The organism is Synechococcus sp. MVIR-18-1 (assembly GCF_014279835.1).
Lineage (GTDB): Bacteria > Cyanobacteriota > Cyanobacteriia > PCC-6307 > Cyanobiaceae > Synechococcus_C.
Genome location: NZ_CP047942.1, coordinates 973150 through 989115, shown reverse-complemented (window position 1 = coordinate 989115; position 15966 = coordinate 973150). Strand labels below are relative to the sequence as shown.

Here is a 15966-nt window from a genome sequence, read left to right as displayed (position 1 = left end):
TTGGTTCTCTCCATAATCATCATGTTCGGCATGTCCCGACCGGTTGGTTATGGCTAGGAAGAGATTGAGATAGCTCCATACAAGGCACCAACTGTTAAAGGTAACCTTGTCAGATGGCAGATTCGACCACTCTCGTCAGCACCCTCATCAATGAGCTGAAAGGCCAGCTGGCTCAGTCAGCAAGAGAGCTGAAGATGAGAGATGGCTGGGATATGGGGTGTCCAGTGATGGTGATCGACACTCGGAAAAACCCAAAGCGAGTGATTGCGACGACGGTTCGTGGCGTCACTGGCGTCATCACCACGTCCCGTGTCATCGACCACCCATTGATGAGGGTCTTTATGGCAAGGCACAAGCAAGTAGGAGCTGAGGAAGCCGTAAATGAGCTCATCAATGGTCCTGACGGTGAGGAGTTCGCTGAGATTTGGGACTCCTACGTGAAAGAAAGAGACGAGACAGGACTGGCTTGTTGGTCTTATGACGATGCTGCGAAGTTCGCCAGTAAGTCGAGGGAAGCTTTTGAAGATGGTTGTTTGGCTTGTGTCGCCATCACAGAGGGAGATGAGGGAGACGACGTTGGGGTTTTGACGTTTCAGGTCAAGTCTGAGTGGCTTACAACATAAAAAGAGTGTTGAGCGATAGCCGTCTCTCCGTACGCTGGTCCCATGGATGTGGACGACATGTACGCCAACGTGCGGCTGGACGAGCTGGTGGAGAAGCACCAGTTGGAACTGTGGCAAGCAGCTGAGCAAATCGATGCGTCCAGCGAGTGGTCGCTATCGAGTCCGTGCGTGCTTGTCAAAGACGGCAAAGCATTGGTTATTCCGGTCTCTGGCATCGGGAACCACCTGACTGTTTGTTCCTATGTGGAGCATCCGCTTATTCAGAAGTGGCTTCAGGTCTTTGAGGCTGAAGGGTTTGAGGCGGCATTTGACCAGTGCCTAAACCAAGCCAGTGATGAAGACGGTGAAGACTTCGCTCTCATCTACGACGAGTGGCGACAAGACGTTAAAACCAGAGGACACGGTGAAGTTGGAGCTGGTGACATAGCTCGTTTCACAGTCAAGGCAAGAGAGACTTATCCACGTGAAGTGCCAGTGATGGCAGTCATTCAGGACGGTGGGAAGAAAGCCGTGATGACCTTTTGGATTGGAGTGAAGGGTCTGCTCAAGTAAGCGGCGATTGAAGCAGAGCCATTGTCAGCTGTGTGTCGATGGTCATTAGTAAGCGGAAACAGCTGAAAGCATTCACCGTTGCAATAAAAAACCCCGCTCGTGGCAGGGCTAAATCTTATCGATGGATTTTCTTCCCCCTGATGAACACACCGTCTCCCAGAACAACAGATAGGGTGATCTCTTATATCAAGCGATGTTGTGATCGTGCTCACACGCGCATTTGTTATCGCAATGTAATTACTTAGCTGGGCGGGGTGCAGCGTTGCCTACCGATCTTCTACTGGATCAGGTTTAGAGTCATATCAACAGAGATGTACTAGAGACTTCCATACCTGATTCGTTGGAGATTAACGATGCAAAAAAGCGTACCGGAATAACATTCACTTCCGCTTTACTGCCATCCAGCAAACCAATTGCAAACCCAGCTTGTGCATTGGTTTGCTGGCATCACTGGTGGTGGGATAAGAAGGGAAAGGACTAAATGGCACTTCATGTCTATGATTAAGCTGTGAGGGAGAGACCTCTTCAGGCGTGGTTGCTTGTTTTTGGTGGGTGGGGTCACGCCTACTGCCTCTCTCACACCTCTTGTACCTTGGGACATCACGATCAGAGGGTGCTGCCATCACTGGTAGTGCAGTCTTGACAGCCAGATCTTCATTCCCCTACCTGTGCCGGAACTGTCGATTAGAGGTGCATGAAGGGCAACAGCTCGCTTTCTACCTATCAAAGTGATGACACCAGAGGATAAGCCAACCAACAGAGCAGACCTATCAAAAGAAGACCTGCATTGCTGCAGCGCTGATCAGCCATCAGCAAGGAGTGAGCGCTTAATCATGTTGAAGGATAAAGCCAAAAAGAAATTCACCTGATAGGGGGGATATGGATCTGTACCGTATCAATCTTCCGGCGAACAATTCACGAGCCCCGCAAACAATCCTGTTGTGCTGGAATTCAAGAAAACGAAAAGACCAAACAGGTAATGGCGGCTGAGAATAAAAGACCATCACTTAAACTGAAACCAAAGACCACAAACCCATGAGCGAATCCACTGATAGTGCTGAAAAGACACAGTTCTTTCTTTACTTAGTGACCCTCGCTTACGGCGAAAAGGACACGCCGACACTGGCTCAAGTCGTGTTCCTGAGTGACAAAGAGGAAGAAGACACGAGGACGGTCGCAAAGGCTTTAATAGAGAACGCCAAAAACACAGCTCCAAAGACACCGAGGTTCGACTGGTCGACTCTCAAGGTGCAAGGAAGCCAAACCCTGAACGACAAGGAGCTGACAAAGCTGGTAGACGCAGCTTCACAAGGTCAGGTCGGTATCGGACGAGTGTCTGGGTTGAAAGTATCTCCAAACTGACGACTCAAGGTGTATTGCAAAGACCAGAGCCACAAACTTCTACTTTGACGACTAACTTTTATGCCGTGAGTGAATGGTGAACACGTTACTTTGACAGCAAGCCCCGCCGCGAGTGGAACGTTTATTTTCTGTGTATCGGTGATACAAAATCTAGACTGAGTGCAGGTTTGTAGCGTGATGAACAACAAGAAGGCGGTTGTTGTTGCTATGAATGACTCGTAGCAGCCGCTACACAACGTTCACCTCACATCTGTGAGGCGCAGACTCGCCAGGCCACGGAACGGGGACCTGGATTTCTGAGGAACCTCAAATGACCCTGACCTATCGCGGCAAAAAGTACGTGCAACTTCAAGGTGCCGGTTTTGATGCAACCAAGAAGGCGCAACTGACCTACCGCGGGTTGTCATACACCAAGTGAGCTCTAGGGTTCACGTCTAAAACCCCGCCTCAAGCGGGGTTTTTTATTGCCCGTTACCAAACGCCCGAGCAGGAGGTGCAGGCCAAGCCGCTGAAGCGTTCGTCCACATGCCATTAGGGGTAGCAAACGCTGTAGCCAACGTTGACTTAGGCCAATGACGCGCTGGCCCGATACCCCCCTTCCCAGGGATTGATCTTATAAATGTACTGAAGACTGAATTAACCAGAATCACCAACCACAACAATCAAGAATGATGATCAACATTCTCGGGCATCCATCATCCGAAATACTCATCCTAAAGAACATCAGAGATATCAAATAAATAGATACGCAAGAAGATTCTTGCAGCAAAATCATTGAGGCACAGGACGCCTAGACAACAAAAAAGTCAATATCAAACCCTAACAGGCAAAATACATGCGTTAAAAGCGCTGCAATAAGCAAAATGATTCAAAAAGTGCAAACAGAACCTACAATTAACCGCTTAGCCAGCCCCTAACACTATAATCAATTTAAAAGATTACTTGATTGCTCTTCGCACAAGTAGTACTTTATTCGACTTTCACAGTTAAAGAATGGACTACTCGCAAAAGGTAACTCTGCTTGCCACCATTACGGTGAACTTAAATGTCCCCGAGCTGCAGAGTAGAGAACAACTCAATGAATGGATTAAATCGGATGCCGCTCGTATTCACTTCATCGACCATTTGAAGCCTACGTCTTTTGACGACCTGGAAGTGGTGAAAGCAGCCTCAGAGGCAGACTTCGTGAGCTAACGGCTGGATGTGGAGAAGGTAATGAGCAAGTCAACGAAAGACTTCGTTCGTTCGTGGAAGGACTGACCCTCAATAACCAACGTTTGTGTATCAGCACGACACAGGCAATCGGACACCCGGGCATCAAGAATGAGGTTAATCAGTGTTCAAACTGCAGGTCATGGCTGAGTACACACACACCATCGGGTTCACCTTCACGGCTTTTCATGCATTCAGCGTGACCACTGAGAACCCATTGATGAGCGTCGATGAAGCTCGACACTTACTTTCAACGGATGAAATGAGAAAGGCAATAGCAGATGAAGCTATTGATGAGGTCACCAACGATCAAAATCCCTCCGAAAAGCTAGACAATATCAAGTTCTATGCAGACCATTTTGTTGAAGAAATGGTTGAAGCCTTAGGCGATGGAGCCGTTGTGGTTCAGGAAGTCATAACCGAAAAAAATTAGCTCTAAACAGAAACTTCTTTTCCAAGGAAGACTGCATTCAGTAGAGGTGTCCTTGCATCTACTTTTAAGCCAATAGGCTGCACAGACCTGCAGCCAAATATCAAAAAAGCAATAACAATTAAACTTTTGATCTAACAAGTACAAACAAAGAAAGTGATATCACTTGTCAGAGACTTCTTCTCCAAAGAACGAAAGGAATAATCGTTACTAACATCAAAACACTATAAACAGCCGAGGGGAGACTAAAACGACTTAATCCACCTTGAATAAGCGGTTCACTGATCAGTGAACCAACAACAATACCAATCGTTCCATTCTGAAAACCAGCCTCTACAGAAAGCGAGGTAATCTGAGATTTCTTTAATCTCAGCAAATGACCAACAACTAAACCGATGATAAGCATTAATAGATTGAGGAGCAGCAGTAAGGGTCCAAGGAGTGGAAGATTAGCGATAAAGACATCCCACTGACCAATCAAGACTCCAATCAAAACTGCAACAAATAAACCATTTGCCAATTGACTGCTTGGCAACTGCCAACGAACAGCCAGTTTTGGGCTCCACTGGCGAATAGAAACTCCCAATACAACAGGTAATGTTGCTAAAGCAAAGACTTTTAGACTTAAGGGCACTATTGATAATTCAACATCTTGCTGTGGGATAAGAACAGGCGCTGTTAAACTCAAAACAAGAGGTAAAGTCACTGCCGTCACAAGGCTAGCGAGTGCGGTATAAGAGATTGAAAGAGCTACATCTCCTCGAGATAGTTTAGTAACAATACTCGATGTAATGCCTCCAGGATAGCAACTCAAAATCATAATGCCAAGAGCAAAATCACCTTGCAAACCAAAGATCCTTAGCAAGGCAAAAGCAATCACTGGAAGCATCAAAAGCTGAGCCATTGCTCCTGCAATCAAGGCTTTTGGCTGGTGAAATGCAACTCCAAAATCTTGCGGCTTCAGTGATAACCCCAAAGAAAACATAATAAAAGTGAGACTTCCGGTTAAAAGAAGTTCGATCACAAGTCTACAAGCTCCATAGCACGTAACAATAAACCATCCACTGGCTCGTATATCGAACACACATTCAGTAAAAATATTACCAAATCATCAAAGTCTTAGAGTTAAAGGCCATGGGATTCAGGCAACAAACATCAAACTAAGCCTCTCGGTCAATGCATCAATCAAAGACTGCCAATGCAACAGAGCCATGATCACAGTCAACATGCTTTTCAAGCGAATCAGAGAGACGCGTTTGAACCGAACAGAAGATAGACGTACTGTTTGAGAGAATCATCCAACTTCACTGCTCACCATGGCAACATTCGATCGATCCACTCCCTTCATGCTTCTCGCACGCATCCACGTCAAGGCGGATTGCCTCGATCAATATCTGGAACTCGCCCGCATAACTGACGTGGCCGTTCAGTCTTCCGAACCTGGAATGCTTCATCACACCTTTGATCAAGATCCTCAAGACCCACAAGCGTTTGTGTGGTCAGAGGTCTATGCCAATGACGAGGCATTTGCGGCTCATGTCTCCAACCCTCCCGTTCAGGAGTATTTGCAAAAGCATGCTGAACTTGGTGACGGCTTCAGCATCGAGGTTTATGGAACTGTTGGAGATGACTGCAGAAAACTGATGGAGTCTTTCGGACTTCCACTCAAAATTCATGAATCTAAGCTTGGATATAGCAGAGTTTAAATAGAAATAACAAGGCAGCTTCAAGACTTTAAATAAATAACAAAACAAGCCATTTTTAATTCCCAATCGTAACAATCGCTTGCTTATTTTTCCACCAGACCCAATCTCGAATCGGTGGAGTGTCACGGAGCTGCTCACGCGTGAGGCCGAGCCTCAATTTCATCGATGCTCCGAGGAGTACATCAAGCATCTCTTCGCCATTGGCACAGGCAGCAAGAGCCTCATTGGTGCGTTGGGCACCATCAAGGGCGTTCACAAGCAAGCTCACGCGACGAGCCACTGGCAATGATCGTGGATCCACACCAAGTTCACAAGGGCCATAAGGGTAAGCATTTTTACGCATCGCATTCGTACAAGTAAAGGGAATTAATGTGATTAGGCCATCTGCTGTTTGGCATGCCATCACTCACGGGAAAGCACTGGGTGATCGGTGACGTGCATGGTTGTTATCAGCCACTGCAGCGGCTACTCGGTGTTTTGCCGAAGAATGATCACGTCGTGTTTTGTGGAGATGTCATCAACCGCGGGCCTGATACCGCGTCCACCATGCAGTTGGTTTGGTCCTTGGTCACCGCTGGACAGGCAACTTGGCTGCGGGGAAATCATGAGCAGGCACGACTCCAAACCCTCAAGGAACCTGAAGGAAGCAGTCCCAACCCATGGCTCATGCGTCTCCAACATCTCCCTACTGTGTTTTGGGGACACGGCTGGGTAGCGACCCATGCAGGATTTGATTCCAACGGTCATCCCGACCTGACCATTCGTGAGCCCTTCTGGGAGCATTACGACGGAAGCCATGGACTTGTGGTGATTGGTCATACCCCCCGACCTGATGTGGAGCGTCATGGCCGGATCGTGATGGTGGATACGGGTGCGGTGTACGGAGGAAAACTCTCGGCGTACTGCCCAGAGACTGCAGCTGTTGTGCAAGTGGAGGGAGTTCGGGAATCAACAGCTGCTCCACGAAACCTGACGGCTCCATCGCTGCAGGCAGATCGTTGTTAACGGTTTACCGCAGCAATCGCACAGAGTTTCTGGCAACGCTTCTGGCTCAAACGCTGACGCTTGACCCACCGGGTCCGTTTGAGGAGCTGGAAATTGTCGTCAATACCTGGCCCACAAGCCGATGGCTCGGCGAGCAGCTTGCCAAAGCCAACGGCATTAGCGCTCTGGTGCGTTTTCCCTTTCCTGGATCGCGCTTACGCCAGCTGGTGCGCTGCATCTTGGATCTCGATCCAACCACTGAAGATCCTTGGCGCGCAGAACGACTGGTTTGGTCTGTTTTAAACGTGCTCCCCGCTCTTCTCGACCACCCCAGCGCTGAAAGCCTGAAACTCTGGTGGGAACAACACGCAAGCGTTTCTGGACGGCTCAATCGTGATCATTGGCAACTGGCGCGCTGCCTCGCCGATGCTGTGGATGACTACGCCCTTTACCGACCACAGGAACTGAGCCAATGGATTGAGGGCCATGGAGACGCTGATCTGCCGGCCCATTTGTACTGGCAACCACAGCTCGTTCGCGCCCTTGCAGAACTTCTCCCCTGTGATCCCTTTGGTCTTCAGGTGCACAAGGCCGTTCAACGTCTGCGGGAAGGAGATGTTTCGGCCGCCGCTCTACCGCCTCGATTGCGCCTATTTGGCATCAGCAATCTCGCCCCGGTGCAGGTGGAACTCCTGCAAGGCCTCTCAGGCCTGATGGCTGTCGAGCTCTATCTACTCACGCCATGCCCAGATCTATGGCAACGCTCCGAACAAAGGCGAAGAAGCCTCGGACAAGCGTGGAACACCCCACCCGATGGGCCCTGGCTCCTGGAATCGCCAAGACTGGAGGCGATTTTGGGACGTATGGGGGCTGAGTTTCAGTTGCTTTTGGAAGGCAACGGAGACTGCTTGCTCGGCCAATGGGATCAGGGCGATCTCTTCGCCGCACCGATTCAGATCGCTGCATCCGAACAGCGGCCAGCCACGCTCTTAGAACAAGTGCAACAACAGTTGGTGGATGGAAGTGCACCACCTCTCACCCCTGTTGATCACGACAGCTCATTGCGCTTTTTGGCCTGTGCAGGTCCGTGGCGCGAGGTCCAACTGGTTCGCGATCAGATCCTGCAATGGCTGGCCTCTGATCCAACCCTGGAACCACGCGATGTCTTGGTGATGACGCCGGATGTAGAGCGCTATGCCCCGCTCCTCAGCTCCGTCTTCGGTGATCATGACGCCACTGGGATCAGCATTCCCTGGCGACTCACCGACCGAAGCCAACAGAACACCCCAGGACTGAGCCAAGGGTTTATGGCCCTTTTGAGACTGGCCAGTGAGCGCTTCACGGCATCCGGGTTAGAGGCTCTTCTGGCGAACCCAGCTCTTCAAGCGCTTCAAGGCATCACGGCCACAGATGCCGTACGCATCACCCAGTGTCTCCAGCAGACCGGCTTCCGTTGGGGGGTGGATGGCAAGGAGCGGGGAGGCGATGACACCCATAGCCTCAGCTGGTGTCTTGATCGCTGGCTGCTTGGCCTCGTGCTGCCTGCCGAGCCAGGTCTCGCTCCTGGTGGCTGTGCTCCCTTCCAAGGAGGTCTCACCATTCAGCAGCTCGAACAATGGTGGCCACTCCTGGATGGACTAGCGCAATGGATCATTCGCCTACGTCAACCCCACAGTCCCAGCGCTTGGACCACGCAGTTAAATCAGCTTCTCCAGCATCTCTACGGCGATGGAGGGGACTGGGCCTGGGAGCAACAAGCGATCGTCGAAGCACTCGACACGATGCAGCAACAGGCCTCTGCATGCACTCTTGACCTTGATCTCTCCGTTGTGGTCTCGATTCTTGATGAGGCCCTCTCCGCCGATAGCGGTCGCTTTGGACACCGCAGTGGTGCCCTCACAATCAGTGCTCTTGAGCCGATGCGGGCGATTCCCCATCGGCTGATCGTGCTGATGGGGCTTGATTCGCAAGGCTTTCCACGTCAGCGGGAACGCCCTGGCTTTCACCTTCTGGAGCAGCAACGCCGACTCGGCGATCCATCGAGCACAGATCAAGACCGTTACGTGCTGCTGGAGGCGTTGATGTCCGCGCGACAACATCTCCTGATCAGTTGGAATGCACGTGATGAACGCAAGGGCGAAGAGCTTCCCCCCGCGCCGCCGGTTCAACAATGGCTCACCTTGCTCAACGAGCAACTCACCCCCGAACAGTTCGAGCGCGTGGTGTTGGAGCAACCAGCGAATCCCTTGGATCCTCGCAATTTTCTCGTCAATCGCTCCGGCTCAGCCTTCAGCTCTGATCGTCACCACCTCGACGCCAGGCGCAATCTCGATCGCCGTGATCACCGCCGTGATCACCATCGCCTGAGCGACAACTCCCTGGGCCTAGCCCACCCCCTGAGCTGGGGTCCAGATGCAACCCCCAACAGATTGGATTCAGACGGCGTTGATTTAGACGCAGTCAGTCGCTGGCTTGAGGCTCCCCAGCGCTATTGGCTCAAAGCGCGGGGATTAGACACACGGGAGTGGTCCACCCCCGTGGAAGATCTCTCAGCGCTCGAACTCGAAGAGCGGGAGCGTCAATTCCTTCTGAACCAGTCTTTTCTCAATCAGCTCGACTGGCTGGCGACCGATTCGAACTTGATCTGGGAGCAGGCTCTTCCAGGGGAATGGACCACACAGCTACGAGGCCAAGGAATACTTCCGCCTGGAGCGGCAGGCCTACTGGCGGCCAATCGCCTCGAACAGCGCTGGCAAAACCTGCAACAAACCCTGTTGCGACTTGGCCCTTTGCACTGTGAATCGATCCGCTCCGAGTCCGAGTCACGCACCGTTCTGAGGGCTGGGGCAACCACGGTTTTGGTCAGCGCAGGTCGGCTTCAATCGCGTACCGCTCTTGGCGGCTGGTTCACCCACCTCATCCAGCAAGCGTCGGGAGTCTCTACGCCAACGGCTGTGATCTGTCGATGTAACAGCAGCAGCAAAGCTGATCACTTTGAGCTTGCCCTTCACTGGCAGCCATTGGATCCAGACCGAGCTCAGGAGCTGCTCTTTTCCCTCCATGCTCTCGCAATCGCAGGAGCTGAATCCTGCTGGCCGGTCCCACCTGCCAGTGGATTGGCCAGAGCCCTCACGTTGAGCAAAAGTCTGGAACAAGCGAACCGAGCGTTTGAAAGCCGCTGGGACGGGGGATTCGCAGGCATGGGAGAGCGGGAGCGTCCAGAGATGCAGCTTTGTTTTGGCGACCACTTCGAAGCGGGCCATTTTTTAAGCGAAGCCTGCTTTGAAGACGCCTTTCAAGTGTTGTATGCACCGATGCTGGAGGCGCAACGGCCATGAGCAGCCGTTTTCAACCCAATCAGTACCCCCTCAATGCCGGAGTGCGTCTCCTAGAAGCCAGTGCTGGCACGGGCAAAACCTTTGCTTTAGCCCACCTGGTCTTGCGGCTGGTGACAGAGCGAAAGCTCAACCTCAAAGAGCTTCTGGTTGTCACCTTCACAGAAGCCGCCGCTGCGGAATTGCGGGATCGGATTGGACGTCGTCTCAACGACGCCTTACAGGCCCTGCTCCAACACCAAGCCAACGACTCAAACGCACAAAGCGACTCCCCACCCCGCGATGCAGTGTTGGAAGAATGGCTGGCACTCCATGGACAAGACCCCAACACCCGTCGCACGCTTGCCAGCAACCTGCTGGAAGCACTGGAAGGGCTTGAACGTGCCGACATCACCACTATCCATGGCTTCTGCCGGCGCAGTCTTCGCCGGCAAGCGCTTCAGAACGGCACAGCGATGGAGGTATGTCTTGAGAGTGACAGCCAGCATTTGTGCCAAGAGGTGGCTTACGACTACTGGGAACACCAGGTGCTGGCCCTGCCTGCCGACGACGTATCAGGGCTGTTGCATGCCGGCCTCTCCGCTGATCAGTTAAGCCATGCCCTAAGTCGCTTGGACAGCGATTGCGCTGTTCGGATCGCCGGTACTGAGGGAGCTCACGATCAAGAGCGTCCGCTGATCGAGTGCTTTGACCACTGGCTCCAATCGAGCTGGACAGAATTCGAAGCGCAATGGACAACCAACGGTCACGTATTAGAAACAGCCTTTCGCAACTGCGCAACGGATTGGAGAAGCCAAGGCCAAACCGATACCAAGCCCTACTCACCGAAACCAAAAAAAGATCGCGCTAGCGAACTCAGCGCCTGGATCTTACAGCTAACTGGCACGCAACAGTTACGTATCAGTTACGGCACTGTGCGCAAACAGAGCTTACTGGGTGACTACTTCCATCCCGGATGTTTCAGCAAAACAGCCCGCCGCTGCAGCGAACTCAATCCAAACCTTCCCCAGCCAACCCTGCAAAAAGCCATTGCAGCGCTGTGGGATGGCCCAGCTGAGCAGGTCTGGCGCCATGCGCTTACGCACGGACTCCACACCCTGGCCGCCCGCCGTGCGCAACAGGGCGTGATCAGCTTTTCTGGCTTACTTGATGCCCTCGATCCCAAAGCGACAGATGCTGACCCGCAACGCTGGCTGGCCCCGATTCAGCAGCGTTATCGCGTCGCTCTGATCGACGAATTTCAAGACACGGATCCACTGCAGTGGCGCCTGCTCCAGGCCTGCTTCGCAACGCCAGACCATTTATTGCTGATGGTGGGTGATCCCAAGCAAGCGATCTACCGCTTTCGAGGAGGAGATCTCAACACCTACAAACAAGCCCGACAAGCAGCGGATCAAATCGACAACCTGCTCGACAACAGGCGTACAACCCCGTCCCTGATGGAGGCGATGAACCAATGGATGGCTCCAGGCCTCACCCTGTCGAACCTCAAGGTGCCGGCTGTCACTCCCTGTGCCAGCGCCCTTCCCTTGGAGCTCCCGGACGGTGAACAGCCTCTCCAACTCATCGATCTGCAGGCCGATGACCCCGATGAACCACCCACCCGCACAGCACTCGAATCGACCATTCCGCCCGTGGTCGCTTGCCATGCCCTCCACCTCCTGGACAGCGATCCATCCCTAACCCCATCAGACCTATGCGTTCTTGTCAGCCGGCATCGACAAGCTGAGGCGGTGCGAGAGCAGCTCGCGCAACGAGGACTACCCAGCCGGCTTGTGAGTCCTGGAGATGTCCTCAGCACCTCCGGCGCGACGGAGCTGCAACATCTTCTCGACGCCCTCACCACCCCTGCCGATGGCGGACGATTGCGGCGACTGGCTTGTTCTGCCTTGATGCAATGGACAAGCCGTCAGTTGCAGGACGCGGAAACCAACGGTGATCTCGATCGACTCGCAGGGCAACTTCGCAAGCTGCAGGACGACCTCCCTTTCCTGGGTTTGCTCGGTTGCTTGTCGCAACTCCTCGAGGGCCGAATGCTTGCTGATCTCTCCAGCCGCGGGCGTTTGTTAGGCGACATTCAGCAATGTGCGCGACTGGTGCAAGACGCCATGCATCGACAAGGCCTCGACCTGGGCAGCGCCGCAGATTGGCTGAGGCGACAACGCTTACAACCCATCGAACCCACCCCTGATATCAGGCAGCCCCACAGCGATTTAGCGGAAAGCGCGGTGGCTGTTGTCACCGTGCACCGCAGCAAAGGCCTGCAGTACCCCGTCGTGATCTGCCCCTATTTGTGGCAAGCACCAGCTGATGGCAAAGGCCCTCTCTGGCGAAACCCTCCCAACGATCCAGAAGGGACCTGGCAAGTGGCGCTCAACCCCCATTGGGACCGAGGACACAAAGCTGCAGAACGAGACCAACACGACAGTGCAGCAGAAGCAGAACGACTGGCCTACGTGGCCTTAACGCGCGCAGAGCGCCATCTCGTAGTGTTTTGGGTCGCCGCTGCTGGACAGGATGCCAATCCCTTGGCCAGCTGGGTTGCGGAGCTGTCCAAGCTTGACAACCCCCTAACGAGTCTTCACTTACCACCTAAGAACACATCCCTGCAGTTCTGGCGTCCAGCTCCGCGGCTCGAAACCTTACAGCTGTCGGACGTTCCTCAACGCAGCCTCGACCGCAGCTGGGGTCGGAGTAGCTACTCAGCCTGGATCTCCTCTCAAAAAGGACATCACAAGCCCGCTCCTATTGATCCACGCAATCTCGAAGAGGGACGCGACATCGATGCCGTAGCCAACACCGATGCCGTGCCAGACACCGAAGCTCTTGGCAGCCAGGTGGATTCAGCCGATCAGAATGGTCCTCTTGCAGAGTTCCCAAAAGGTCCGGGAGCTGGCGATTGTCTGCACAGAATCCTTGAAAAGGTGAGCTTTCAAGGCCCTGCAGACCAAGCTGCCAATCAGGCGGTGGTGGCTGAAGAGCTTGGACGAGCCGGAATTGACCTCGAGCATGGCGATGCCGTGATCTCAGCGCTCAAGACCGTGCTGATGGCACCTCTAGGCGGCCCTCTCCAACACTTGAGGTTGTCCGATTTGGACGCTAAACGTCGTCTTCATGAACTCAGCTTCGATCTGCCCGTTGCCCAGCAAGGCGATCCAGTGCGCTCCGCTGGTTTAGCCCATGCCTTCGAAGCAGACAGCGACCATCGTTTTGGGAAGAACTACGCAAAAAGCCTGCGCCAATTAGACATTCGCAGTCGCGGGTTTCTGACGGGATCGATCGATCTGGTGTTCACCGATGGGGATGATCCCTCCACAGCCCGGTGGTGGGTAGCGGATTGGAAAAGCAATTGGATTGGCGAACGGGACGACTCTGGCCGTGGCATCGCCTGCGGCCCTCGCCACTACAGCCAAGCCGCGATGGAGGAGCAAATGCTCGCCCATCACTATCCGCTCCAAGCCCATCTCTACCTTTTGGCCCTGGATCGCTACCTGCGCTGGAGGCTCGACGGCTACGACCCGAACCGCCACCTCGGCGGCTATGCCTATGTGTTTTTAAGGGGCATCAGCCCTGCAGGAGGCTCTGGAGTAGTCATCGAACCTGCACCTTTGACACGAATCCGCCGTCTAGACCAATGGCTTGAGGGGCTGTCGTCATGAAATCGGCAGCGACGGATGCTCTCTTTGCCCTGCAGCGTGGATTGCTCGCAACCCTGCTCCGGCGGTATCCGCCGGAGCAAAGCAGTGAACCGCTGGTCGAGCTTGTGCATGCACTCACCCTTGCCCTTAGCCGAGGTGACATCTCCCTTCAACTCCACGATGAAGCGGAGGCTCCAGAGGGGATCGAAAGTAAGGGCTGGCCGAAGCTTCACCGTGAAGCCTTGGTGGCGAGTGGATGGCTCGACGGTGATCAATCCGTTTTGGTTCTGAGCCACAACACGCTGTCCTGGCGTCGTTGGCATGGAGCCATGCAAGAGCTCGAACGCGAACTTCAGCGCCGCTGTTTCCAGGCTCCAATCCATGCCACACCCCACAGCGCCACATCCAGCCAGCTAGCCAAGAACAACGATCTCAGTCCGGAGCAGCGATCGGCTGTCCGTGCGATCGATCACTACGGCGTGGTTCTGCTCAGCGGCGGGCCTGGAACCGGTAAAACCAGCACGGTGTTGCACATGCTGCTCCGCGCTCTTGAACATCAACCCAAGCTTCGGGCGAGGCTGGCCGCTCCTACGGGCAAGGCCGCACGTCGGCTCCAAGACGCGATTCGCAGCCACCCAAAAACCGCATCCTTGCCCTGCACCACGCTGCATCGATTGCTGGAGGCCCGTCCTGGAGGCTTTGGCCGTCATCGACGCAACCCACTGCATGTAGACCTGCTCATCGTCGATGAAATGTCGATGGTGGACTTAGAGCTAGGCCGTGCCCTGTTGAGTGCTCTACCTCCCCATTGCCAACTGGTCCTGGTGGGAGACAGCGCTCAGCTGCCACCGATTGGTGCAGGAGCCGTTTGGCAGCATCTCCAAGAACCGGATCAAATCAGGCGCTTCAACGATGGGGCCATCACCCTCACGAGGGTTTATCGCAATCGAGGTGCCCTTGCTCAGATGAGTGCACTACTCCGTGATCAAGGCCTGAGACCGTTCTGGTCCCAACTCAGCGCGTTGCCTAAAACCTCAAACATCAGCGTTGCTTGCCCCAAAACCAAACAGATTCCTGAGGCTGTGCACGCCGAACTGATTGAGCATCTCGACCATCTCAAGGAGAGGGCAAGCGCTTTAGAGATCAACGCCCATGGACAACCCCATCAACAACAAGCCCAAGACCTTCTGAACATCCTTGACGGCTTGATGGTGCTCTGCCCGCGTCGGCGCGGGCCATGGGGTGTTGATGCCGTCCATCAACGGTTGCTTGATGGCGCTGAACCGCAGCGCTGGCCGTCGGGTCTACCAGTGCTTTGCAGTGAAAATCAGCCGGAACTCGGACTCGCCAATGGAGATCTAGGGGTCATGGTCGGAGAGGGGGCGCATCAACGGGCTCTTTTTCTCAGCAGCGACCCCTCTGGAGAAAGCCGGCATGCGCTTTTGCATCCAGCCCGTCTTCGGCACTTAGAGCCAGCTCTGGCACTCACCATTCACAAAGCTCAGGGATGTGAGATGGACAAAGTGCTGCTGCTCTGGCCTGCTCTCGACGATCGCCAAAGCAGCTCGCTTCTTTACACGGCCATCACCCGCGCTAAACAGCAACTGCTTTTATTTGCAGATCCAACAGCGATGGTTTTAAGCCGCACCACAGGATCTCGGCATCCTGAGGATCAAAGCAAAATCGGGAATGGGTAGGTGAGCGCGTCCGAGAGAGTGATCCGTCCTTGGGGTTGGTACGAGGATTTAGGCAGTGGACAGGGTTACAAGCTGAAGCGTTTGCTGATTCGGCAAGGGCAACGTTTAAGCCTTCAACGCCATCAACATCGCAGCGAAAACTGGACGGTGGCCCAAGGAAGCGGGGAGCTGTTTTGCCAAGATCAATGGTTGAAGGTCTCAGCCGGAGACACGTTGCATATCCCCAAGGGAGCCATCCACCGCGCGTTCGGAGGAGAGGGGGACTTGCTGATCATTGAGGTCCAACATGGCTCGATCCTTGAGGAAAGCGATATCGAACGCTTAGAGGACGATTTCGGCAGAGTGTTAACATAAATTTTCAACCTTTGATCGAAAGGCAAGCAATACAGCGCGGCTCAGGCCGATTGGACGTTGCAAGCCTGATTTA

Annotated in this window: 13 protein-coding genes; 11 read left to right on the top strand and 2 right to left on the bottom strand. The window is 53.8% G+C overall.

Going from position 1 to position 15966, the window contains the following annotated elements:
• Positions 1 to 113: 113 nt before the first annotated feature.
• The 5 genes from SynMVIR181_RS05220 (at position 114) to SynMVIR181_RS05200 (ending at position 4182) form a co-directional block, all read left to right on the top strand.
• The gene (locus tag SynMVIR181_RS05220; protein ID WP_186590230.1) at positions 114 to 623 is read left to right on the top strand and encodes a hypothetical protein; all 510 of its coding nucleotides are present in this window, start codon (positions 114 to 116) and stop codon (positions 621 to 623) included.
• A gap of 42 nt (positions 624 to 665) precedes the next feature.
• Positions 666 to 1175, top strand: coding sequence for a hypothetical protein (locus SynMVIR181_RS05215; RefSeq protein WP_186590229.1), 510 nt, complete (start codon positions 666 to 668; stop codon positions 1173 to 1175).
• Between the two features lie 1035 nt (positions 1176 to 2210).
• The gene (locus tag SynMVIR181_RS05210) at positions 2211 to 2537 is read left to right on the top strand and encodes a hypothetical protein (RefSeq protein WP_186590228.1); all 327 of its coding nucleotides are present in this window, start codon (positions 2211 to 2213) and stop codon (positions 2535 to 2537) included.
• A gap of 993 nt (positions 2538 to 3530) precedes the next feature.
• Positions 3531 to 3731: a hypothetical protein gene (locus tag SynMVIR181_RS05205; protein ID WP_186590227.1), complete on the top strand. Its 201-nt coding sequence runs from the start codon at positions 3531 to 3533 to the stop codon at positions 3729 to 3731.
• 160 nt (positions 3732 to 3891) lie between these two features.
• Entirely contained in the window at positions 3892 to 4182 is a 291-nt protein-coding gene (locus SynMVIR181_RS05200; RefSeq protein ID WP_186590226.1) for a hypothetical protein, read from the top strand.
• A 166-nt stretch (positions 4183 to 4348) separates the two neighbouring features.
• Here the strand turns inward: SynMVIR181_RS05200 and SynMVIR181_RS05195 are convergent, their stop codons facing one another.
• The gene (locus SynMVIR181_RS05195) at positions 4349 to 5203 is read right to left on the bottom strand and encodes a bile acid:sodium symporter family protein (protein WP_186590225.1); all 855 of its coding nucleotides are present in this window, start codon (positions 5201 to 5203) and stop codon (positions 4349 to 4351) included.
• A 292-nt stretch (positions 5204 to 5495) separates the two neighbouring features.
• Here SynMVIR181_RS05195 and SynMVIR181_RS05190 point away from each other — a divergent pair, with 292 nt between their 5' ends.
• Positions 5496 to 5885, top strand: a complete 390-nt coding sequence (locus SynMVIR181_RS05190) for a putative quinol monooxygenase (protein WP_186590224.1) — start codon at positions 5496 to 5498, stop codon at positions 5883 to 5885.
• A 55-nt stretch (positions 5886 to 5940) separates the two neighbouring features.
• On the opposite strand, the gene SynMVIR181_RS05185 is transcribed toward SynMVIR181_RS05190, so the two are convergent.
• On the bottom strand, positions 5941 to 6228 hold the full coding sequence (locus SynMVIR181_RS05185; RefSeq protein WP_255444457.1) for a hypothetical protein: 288 nt from the start codon (positions 6226 to 6228) through the stop codon (positions 5941 to 5943).
• Positions 6229 to 6281: 53 nt separating this feature from the next.
• Here SynMVIR181_RS05185 and SynMVIR181_RS05180 point away from each other — a divergent pair, with 53 nt between their 5' ends.
• From SynMVIR181_RS05180 to SynMVIR181_RS05160, 5 genes are read left to right on the top strand one after another with little or no spacing between them, the layout of a single operon-like run.
• Positions 6282 to 6890 carry a metallophosphoesterase gene (locus SynMVIR181_RS05180; protein ID WP_186590223.1) on the top strand — a complete coding sequence of 203 codons (609 nt, stop codon included), beginning with the start codon at positions 6282 to 6284 and terminating at the stop codon, positions 6888 to 6890.
• Positions 6884 to 10207, top strand: coding sequence for an exodeoxyribonuclease V subunit gamma (locus SynMVIR181_RS05175; RefSeq protein ID WP_186590222.1), 3324 nt, complete (start codon positions 6884 to 6886; stop codon positions 10205 to 10207). The genes SynMVIR181_RS05180 and SynMVIR181_RS05175 overlap by 7 nt, the downstream gene beginning before the upstream one ends.
• The gene (locus tag SynMVIR181_RS05170; protein WP_186590221.1) at positions 10204 to 13863 is read left to right on the top strand and encodes a UvrD-helicase domain-containing protein; all 3660 of its coding nucleotides are present in this window, start codon (positions 10204 to 10206) and stop codon (positions 13861 to 13863) included. The genes SynMVIR181_RS05175 and SynMVIR181_RS05170 overlap by 4 nt, the downstream gene beginning before the upstream one ends.
• Positions 13860 to 15539 carry an ATP-dependent RecD-like DNA helicase gene (locus tag SynMVIR181_RS05165; protein ID WP_186590220.1) on the top strand — a complete coding sequence of 560 codons (1680 nt, stop codon included), beginning with the start codon at positions 13860 to 13862 and terminating at the stop codon, positions 15537 to 15539. The genes SynMVIR181_RS05170 and SynMVIR181_RS05165 overlap by 4 nt, the downstream gene beginning before the upstream one ends.
• Positions 15540 to 15893, top strand: coding sequence for a phosphomannose isomerase type II C-terminal cupin domain (locus SynMVIR181_RS05160; protein ID WP_186590219.1), 354 nt, complete (start codon positions 15540 to 15542; stop codon positions 15891 to 15893).
• Positions 15894 to 15966: the final 73 nt, after the last annotated feature.